A 7205-nucleotide genomic window follows, 5' to 3' on the forward strand; every position below is an offset into this window, starting at 1 on the left:
CCTTGTCACTTAATCGGGGAGGTAATGCAGGCCTGCTCAAGCGGCAGGCCTTGCGGTGGGTTCAGCGTGGCCAGCGCAATTGTACCGCCTGTTCGCGTGCCTTGCGGTATTCGGCATCCAGGCGGGCAACGAGTTCATCGACGCCTGGCAGGTCGTCGATCTCGCCGACGCCTTGGCCGGCCGACCAGACGGTCTTCCAGGCCTTGGCTTCGTCGCTTAATGGCTTGAGCTTGGAACCGAAGTTGACCTCACCTTTGCCTTGCAGCGCAGCGAGGTCGAAACCGGCGTTCTCCAGGCTCTGGCGCATAAAGCTGGCGGGCACGCCGGAGACTGCGGGAGTGTGCACGATGTCGGCGGCGCGCGATGTGAGCAGCATCTCTTTATAGGCATCCGGGGCGTGGCTTTCGGTGGTGCCGATAAAGCGCGTGCCGAAATACGCCAGGTCAGCCCCCAGCAGCTGGGCCGCGAGGACCTCGTGCCCGTGGTTGAGGCAACCGGCCAGCAGCAAGGTTTTGTCGAAGAACTGACGAATCTCGGCGATCAGCGCGAACGGGCTCCAGGTGCCGGCGTGGCCACCGGCGCCGGCGGCCACGGCGATCAATCCATCTACGCCGGCTTCAGCAGCTTTCTCGGCATGGCGCCGAGTGGTCACGTCGTGGAAGACCAGGCCGCCGTAGCTGTGCACGGCATCGACCAGTTCCTTCACCGCGCCGAGGCTGGTGATGACGATGGGTACCTTGTGCTCGACGCAGATCGCCAGGTCCGCCTCCAGCCGTGGGTTGCTGTGGTGCACGATCAGGTTCACGGCGTAGGGCGCGGGGTTGTCCAATTGCGCCAGGCCCGCTTCGATTTCTTCCAGCCAGGCTTTGAAACCACTGCTTTCGCGCTGGTTGAGCGCCGGGAAGCTCCCGACGACGCCATTGCGGCAGCAGGCCAGTACCAGTTGCGGATTGGAAATCAGAAACATCGGCGCGACCACTACCGGCAGGCGCAGACGTTGTTCAAGCAAAGCGGGCAGCGACATTGGAGTTACCCCGTGTGATTGAAGTTAGAACGGTTTGACCACGACCAAAATTACGATAGCCAGCAATATCAGAACCGGGACTTCATTGAACCAGCGATAAAAGACATGGCTGCGGGTGTTTTCGCCACGGGCAAAGCGTTTTACCTGCGCGCCGCACATGTGGTGGTAGCCGATCAGCAGCACGACCAGGGTGAGCTTGGCGTGGATCCAGCCGCCCGAGTGAAAGATGCTCGGGTTCAGGTAGATCAGCCAGCCGCCAAACAGCAGCGTGGCCACACTCGCCGGGCCCATGATGCCGCGATACAGCTTGCGCTCCATCAGGCTGAAGCGTTCCTTGCTGACGGTATCCTCGCTTTGCGCGTGGTAGACGAACAGGCGCGGCAGGTAGAACAGCCCGGCAAACCAGCAGACGATGCTGATGATGTGGAAGGCTTTGACCCATAGATAAAGCATTTTTAGTTATTCCCAGGTTCACGGTAGGGGCGATAGTAGTGGCTCATGCGCCCGTACGTCACGTTGACGGTTGTCGCAGGACGATACCGCCCCTATTATCGTCGGCTTTCCAGTGGGTTCGTTGAGGGCAGGTTTATGGTCAAGGTCGGTATCGTCGGCGGCACGGGTTACACCGGTGTCGAATTGCTGCGTCTGTTGGCTCAGCATCCGCAGGCTGAGGTGGTGGTCATCACTTCCCGATCCGAGGCTGGGCTGGCCGTGGCCGATATGTACCCGAACCTGCGAGGCCACTATGACGGCCTGGCGTTCAGCGTGCCGGACATCAAGACGCTGGGCGCCTGCGATGTGGTGTTCTTCGCCACGCCGCACGGGGTTGCCCATGCACTGGCCGGTGAGTTGCTGGCGGCGGGTACCAAGGTCATCGACCTGTCGGCGGATTTCCGTTTGCAAGACGCCGATGAGTGGGCCAAGTGGTACGGCCAGCCTCACGGCGCCCCGGAGCTGCTTGAAGAAGCGGTATACGGCCTGCCGGAAGTCAATCGTGAGCAGATCAAGCAGGCGCGCCTGATTGCGGTGCCGGGTTGCTATCCGACCGCTACGCAGTTGGGTTTCCTGCCGTTGCTGGAAGCCGGGCTGGCGGATGCATCGCGTTTGATCGCTGACTGCAAGTCGGGCGTCAGCGGCGCCGGTCGTGGTGCTGCGGTAGGTTCGCTGTATTCCGAGACGTCGGAAAGCATGAAGGCCTATGCAGTAAAAGGGCATCGTCACTTGCCGGAAATCCGCCAAGGGCTGCGTCGCGCGGCTGGCACGGATGTGGGGCTGACGTTTGTGCCGCACCTGACCCCGATGATCCGTGGCATTCACTCCACGTTGTACGCGACCGTGGTCGATCGCTCGGTGGACCTGCAGGCGCTGTTTGAAAAGCGTTATGCCAACGAACCGTTCGTCGATGTGATGCCGGCGGGCAGCCATCCGGAAACCCGTAGCGTGCGCGGTGCCAACGTGTGCCGTATCGCCGTGCACCGTCCACAGGACGGCGACCTGGTGGTGGTGTTGTCGGTGATCGATAACCTGGTCAAGGGCGCGTCGGGCCAGGCGGTGCAGAACATGAACATCTTGTTCGGCCTGGATGAGAAGCTGGGCTTGTCCCACGCGGGCATGTTGCCTTAAGGCATTTAGGTGGTTGCGCAAAAGGCCCGTTGATCGGGCCTTTTGTGTTTTTAATGGCCGCCACGCAGATTGATATACCGTAACAATAGTTGACCGCTTTTCTAGGAGAAGCGGATAATGCCCGCCATTACGCATATGGCGGCGGTACGCCGGGAGATTATCAGCATGAGCGTTGAGTCCTTCACCCCCACGGCTTTGCAATTCACCCACGGTGCTGCGCACAAGGTGAAGAGCCTGGTCGATGAAGAGGGTAATGATCGCTTGAAGCTGCGCGTATTTGTTACGGGCGGCGGTTGTTCAGGGTTTCAGTACGGTTTTACCTTCGATGAAGATGTGGCCGATGACGACACCATCGTCGAGCGCGAAGGCGTGAGCCTGGTCGTGGACCCGATGAGCTTCCAGTACTTGGCAGGTGCCGAGGTGGATTACCAGGAAGGTCTGGAAGGTTCGCGTTTCGTGATTAAGAACCCTAATGCCACCACCACCTGTGGTTGCGGGTCGTCGTTCTCGATCTGATCGACAGCGGATACAAAAACGCCGCTTGGCTTTCATAGGCCAAGCGGCGTTTTGCTGTCTGGGGCTCAGGCGGGGTAGATCGCGCCTAGCACTCGAAGCCCGCGCGCGCCGGTAACGCTGGGGCGGTTGGCGGCGATACCCTCAAGGCAGCAGTGGGCGAGCCAGGCGAAGGCCATCGCTTCGACCCAGTCAGGGTCTACGCCATGGCTTGCGGTGCTGCTGACTTGAGTCGAGGGGAGTAGCGCCGCCAGGCGATTCATCAATGTCGAGTTGTGCGCGCCACCACCGCAGACCAGCAGGGTTTCGGTCTGGGGTTGGGCGGTTTGCAGGGACTCGACGATGGTCAGGGCGGTCAGCTCCAGCAAGGTGGCCTGGACGTCCTGGTGCGCGAATACGGGCAAGCGGCCAAGGTGTTGTTGCAGCCATCCCAGGTTGAAGACTTCGCGGCCGGTGCTTTTAGGGCCCTTGGTCAGGAAGAAGGGATCGCTGAGCAGGGCCTTGAGTAGCTGGGGTGCGATAGTGCCGCTGGCCGCCCATTGGCCATCACGGTCGAAGTGTTCGCCGCGTTGTTCATGAATCCAGGCATCCAGCAGCACATTGCCTGGGCCGCAGTCGAAGCCGGCTACGGGCTTGCCAGTCTCGATCAGGCTGAGGTTGCTGAAGCCTCCTACGTTCAATACCGCGCGATTGCCGGTGCGTTCACCAAACAGCGCTTCGTGAAAGGCCGGAACCAACGGGGCGCCTTGGCCACCGGCGGCGACGTCGCGGCTGCGGAAATCGCTGACCACGGTGATGCCTGTCAGCTCGGTGAGCAGGGCAGGGTTGCCGATCTGCACGGTAAAGCCGCGAGCGGGCTCATGGCGGATGGTCTGGCCGTGGCTGCCGATCGCGCGAATATCCTCGGGCTTGAGGTTTTGCTGGTCGAGCAGGGCGTGGATGCCTTGGGCGGCAAGCGTCACCCAGTGTTGTTGGGCGATGGCCGAACGGGCGATCTCATCCGGGCCGCTGGCGCACAGGCCGAGTAGCTCGGTGCGCAGGGCGGCGGGCATGGGAATGTAGTGGGTGGCGATCAGCTCGATCGCCGGGTCCTGTTTGATCAGGGCGATATCCAGGCCATCGAGGCTGGTCCCGGACATCACACCTATATAGAGCGACATACCTTAACGCTTCGCCGAGGCCAGCAGGGTCGAGCGCTCCTGGTCCATGCGCGCCATCAGTGGCTGGCTCTGTTGCATGAAACGCGCGCGTTCGGCCTTGGCGATCGGGTCAGCCATCGGCAGCTTCTGGCCCAGTGGGTCGACGTGTACGCCGTTGACCTGGAACTCATAGTGCAAGTGCGGGCCGGTGGACAGGCCAGTGGTGCCGATGTAGCCGATCACCTGGCCTTGCTTCACGGTGCCGCCAGTCTGCACGCCCTTGGCGAAGCCTTGCATGTGGCCATAAAGCGTACGGTAGGTGTTGCCGTGCTGGATGATCACGGTGTTGCCATAACCGCCGCGACGACCGGCCAGCAGGACTTTACCGTCACCCGCAGCCTTGATCGGCGTACCGCGCGGGGCGGCGTAGTCGACGCCTTTGTGGGCGCGGATTTTGTTCAGAATTGGGTGCTTGCGGCCCATGGAGAAACGCGAGCTAATGCGAGCGAAGTCCACGGGGGTGCGGATGAAGGCTTTGCGCATGCTGTTGCCATCAGCGGTGTAGTAACTGCTGTTGCCTTGTTTGTTGGTGTAGCGCACGGCGGTGTAGGTCTTGCCGCGGTTGGTGAAGCGCGCAGAGAGGATGTTGCCGGTGCCGACCACTTTGCCGTTGGCGACCTTCTGCTCGTAGATCACGTCGAATTCGTCGCCTTGGCGGATGTCCTGGGCGAAGTCGATGTCGTAGCCAAACACGCTGGCCATGTCCATGGTCATGCTGTGGGACAGGCCGGCGCGGGCGGCCGATTGCGACAGGGAACTGTTGATCACGCCGTGGGAATAGGCGGAACGCATAACGGGCTTGGTGGTGATGCGGTTGAAGGCGAAACCTTTGGCGCCCTTGGTCAGGGTGATGCTTTCCAGGTCGCTGACGTTGCTGTGCAGGTTGTGCAGTTGGCCGTCAGGTGTCAGTTCGAACTCCAGTTTCTGGCCGTGCTTGAGCTGGGTGAACTGCTTGGCTTGTTTATCGCTGGCCAGGACTTCGTTAACTGTGGCTGACGGCAGGCCGACCTTCTCGAACAGGGTCGAGAGCGTGTCGCCCTTGGCCACGATTACTTCGCGGTGTTGCGGGTTCTTGGCCGCATTGGCTGCAGGCGCAGGTTGCTCCTGGGCTGCTTGCTGGGTCTCTTCAGGACTGCCGTCTATCTGGGCGAAGGGTGATTCGGTAGGTGCGTTTGTGGCTTGTTGCGCGTCGGAAGCGTCTTGATCTTGTGTCAGTTGTTCAACTGGACTTTCCAGGTCAAGGCTCAGGGATGTTCGTTTGGCTTCTACGTCACTGGAAGGGAATACCAGGAGTGCCAGGCTGAGAAGAGCGGCGATACCACTTGCGGCGAGCAGGTGGGTCTTCGGGTAAAGCGGCGGCGCTTTAGACGGTTCAGTGGTCATAAGTAATTTTGACTTTGAAGATGAAATGGAAAAGATGAATGACATGATGAAGATGAAATAACTGTATAAAATATAACCAAATCATCTGTGGCGCAAGCTCGCGAACGCTGGGCTTGCTGAACGGTGTCCGTGCGCAGGGCAAAACTTGTAATTAGTCCCTGATCTTGTATGGTTGGTTCCCTTTTGAATCTGAGCCTTGCGGGTCTGTTATGAAGTCGGTTGAAGAGCAGCTAGCGCTGATAAAACGTGGTGCGGAAGAACTGTTGGTCGAAGCGGAGCTGATCGAAAAGCTCAAGCGTGGCCAGCCCCTGCGTATTAAAGCCGGCTTTGACCCGACTGCGCCGGACCTTCACCTGGGTCATACCGTGCTTATTAATAAGCTGCGTCAGTTCCAGGAGCTGGGGCACCAGGTCATCTTCCTTATAGGTGACTTCACCGGGATGATCGGTGATCCAAGCGGCAAGAGCGCGACGCGTCCGCCGCTGACTCGCGAGCAAGTGCTCGACAATGCCGAGACCTATAAGACTCAGGTGTTCAAGATCCTTGATCCGGCCAAGACGGAAGTGGCGTTCAACTCCACTTGGATGGATCAGATGGGGCCGGCGGACTTCATTCGCCTGACCTCTCAATACACCGTCGCGCGCATGCTTGAGCGTGATGACTTCGACAAGCGTTACTCCACCAATCAGCCGATCGCTATTCATGAGTTCCTGTATCCGCTGGTCCAGGGGTATGACTCCGTGGCGCTGCGTGCGGACGTTGAGTTGGGTGGTACCGATCAGAAGTTCAACCTGCTGATGGGGCGTGAGCTGCAGCGTGCGTATGGGCAGGAAGCTCAGTGCATCCTGACCATGCCTTTGCTGGAGGGGTTGGATGGCGTCAAGAAGATGTCCAAGTCGCTGGGTAACTATGTGGGTATCCAGGAGGCGCCGGGCGTTATGTACGGCAAGCTGGTTTCGATTCCAGATGCGCTGATGTGGCGTTACTTCGAGCTGTTGAGCTTCCGCTCGATGGATGAGATCAATGCGTTGCGCGCTGATGTCGAGGCGGGTGCCAACCCGCGTGACGTTAAGATCAAGCTGGCGGAAGAGATTGTTGCGCGCTTCCATGGTGAAGAGGCTGCGGCCAGTGCTCACCGTGCAGCAGGCAATCGCATGAAGGATGGCGAGCTGCCGGATGATCTGCCGGAGGTTGAGTTGACTGCTGCTGAGGCAATGCCGATTGCTGCCGTCCTTAATAAGGCAGGGTTGGTGAAGAATTCGGCGGTTGCACGTGACCTGCTGGGTTCGGGTGGTGTGCGTATAGATGGTGAGGTTGTCGATCGCACCTTTATATATGAGCTGGGCGCTACCCATGTCTGCCAGGCCGGAAAGAAGGCATTTGCGCGTATCACGCTCAAATCCGAATAAGTTGGTAAATAAGGGTTGACGGCGAATTGTAACTGTCTATAATTCGCCCCACTT

The 7205-nt window shown here is 59.7% G+C and carries 7 protein-coding genes; 3 read left to right on the plus strand and 4 right to left on the minus strand.

Going from position 1 to position 7205, the window contains the following annotated elements:
• Positions 1–61 precede the first annotated feature (61 nt).
• A complete protein-coding gene (locus B348_RS0129520) occupies positions 62–1024 on the minus strand; it encodes a nitronate monooxygenase family protein (protein WP_017739626.1) in 963 nt (320 codons plus the stop codon).
• Positions 1025–1048: 24 nt separating this feature from the next.
• Positions 1049–1477, minus strand: a complete 429-nt coding sequence (gene hemJ / locus B348_RS0129525) for a protoporphyrinogen oxidase HemJ (protein ID WP_017739627.1) — start codon at positions 1475–1477, stop codon at positions 1049–1051.
• Between the two features lie 135 nt (positions 1478–1612).
• Here hemJ and argC point away from each other — a divergent pair, with 135 nt between their 5' ends.
• Positions 1613–2647 (plus strand): N-acetyl-gamma-glutamyl-phosphate reductase, encoded by a 1035-nt coding sequence (argC, locus tag B348_RS0129530; RefSeq protein ID WP_017739628.1) that lies wholly within the window; start codon positions 1613–1615, stop codon positions 2645–2647.
• A 165-nt stretch (positions 2648–2812) separates the two neighbouring features.
• Positions 2813–3163, plus strand: coding sequence for an iron-sulfur cluster insertion protein ErpA (gene erpA / locus B348_RS0129535; RefSeq protein ID WP_003176443.1), 351 nt, complete (start codon positions 2813–2815; stop codon positions 3161–3163).
• A 65-nt stretch (positions 3164–3228) separates the two neighbouring features.
• Here the strand turns inward: erpA and B348_RS0129540 are convergent, their stop codons facing one another.
• The gene (locus B348_RS0129540) at positions 3229–4320 is read right to left on the minus strand and encodes an anhydro-N-acetylmuramic acid kinase (RefSeq protein ID WP_026137166.1); all 1092 of its coding nucleotides are present in this window, start codon (positions 4318–4320) and stop codon (positions 3229–3231) included.
• Positions 4321–4323: 3 nt separating this feature from the next.
• On the minus strand, positions 4324–5742 hold the full coding sequence (locus B348_RS0129545; RefSeq protein WP_017739631.1) for a peptidoglycan DD-metalloendopeptidase family protein: 1419 nt from the start codon (positions 5740–5742) through the stop codon (positions 4324–4326).
• A gap of 209 nt (positions 5743–5951) precedes the next feature.
• Between B348_RS0129545 and tyrS the strand changes: the two genes are divergently transcribed.
• Positions 5952–7151, plus strand: coding sequence for a tyrosine--tRNA ligase (gene tyrS, locus B348_RS0129550; protein ID WP_017739632.1), 1200 nt, complete (start codon positions 5952–5954; stop codon positions 7149–7151).
• The last annotated feature ends 54 nt before the right edge of the window (positions 7152–7205 follow it).

The organism is Pseudomonas sp. CBZ-4, assembly GCF_000346755.1.
Classification (GTDB): Bacteria; Pseudomonadota; Gammaproteobacteria; order Pseudomonadales; family Pseudomonadaceae; genus Aquipseudomonas.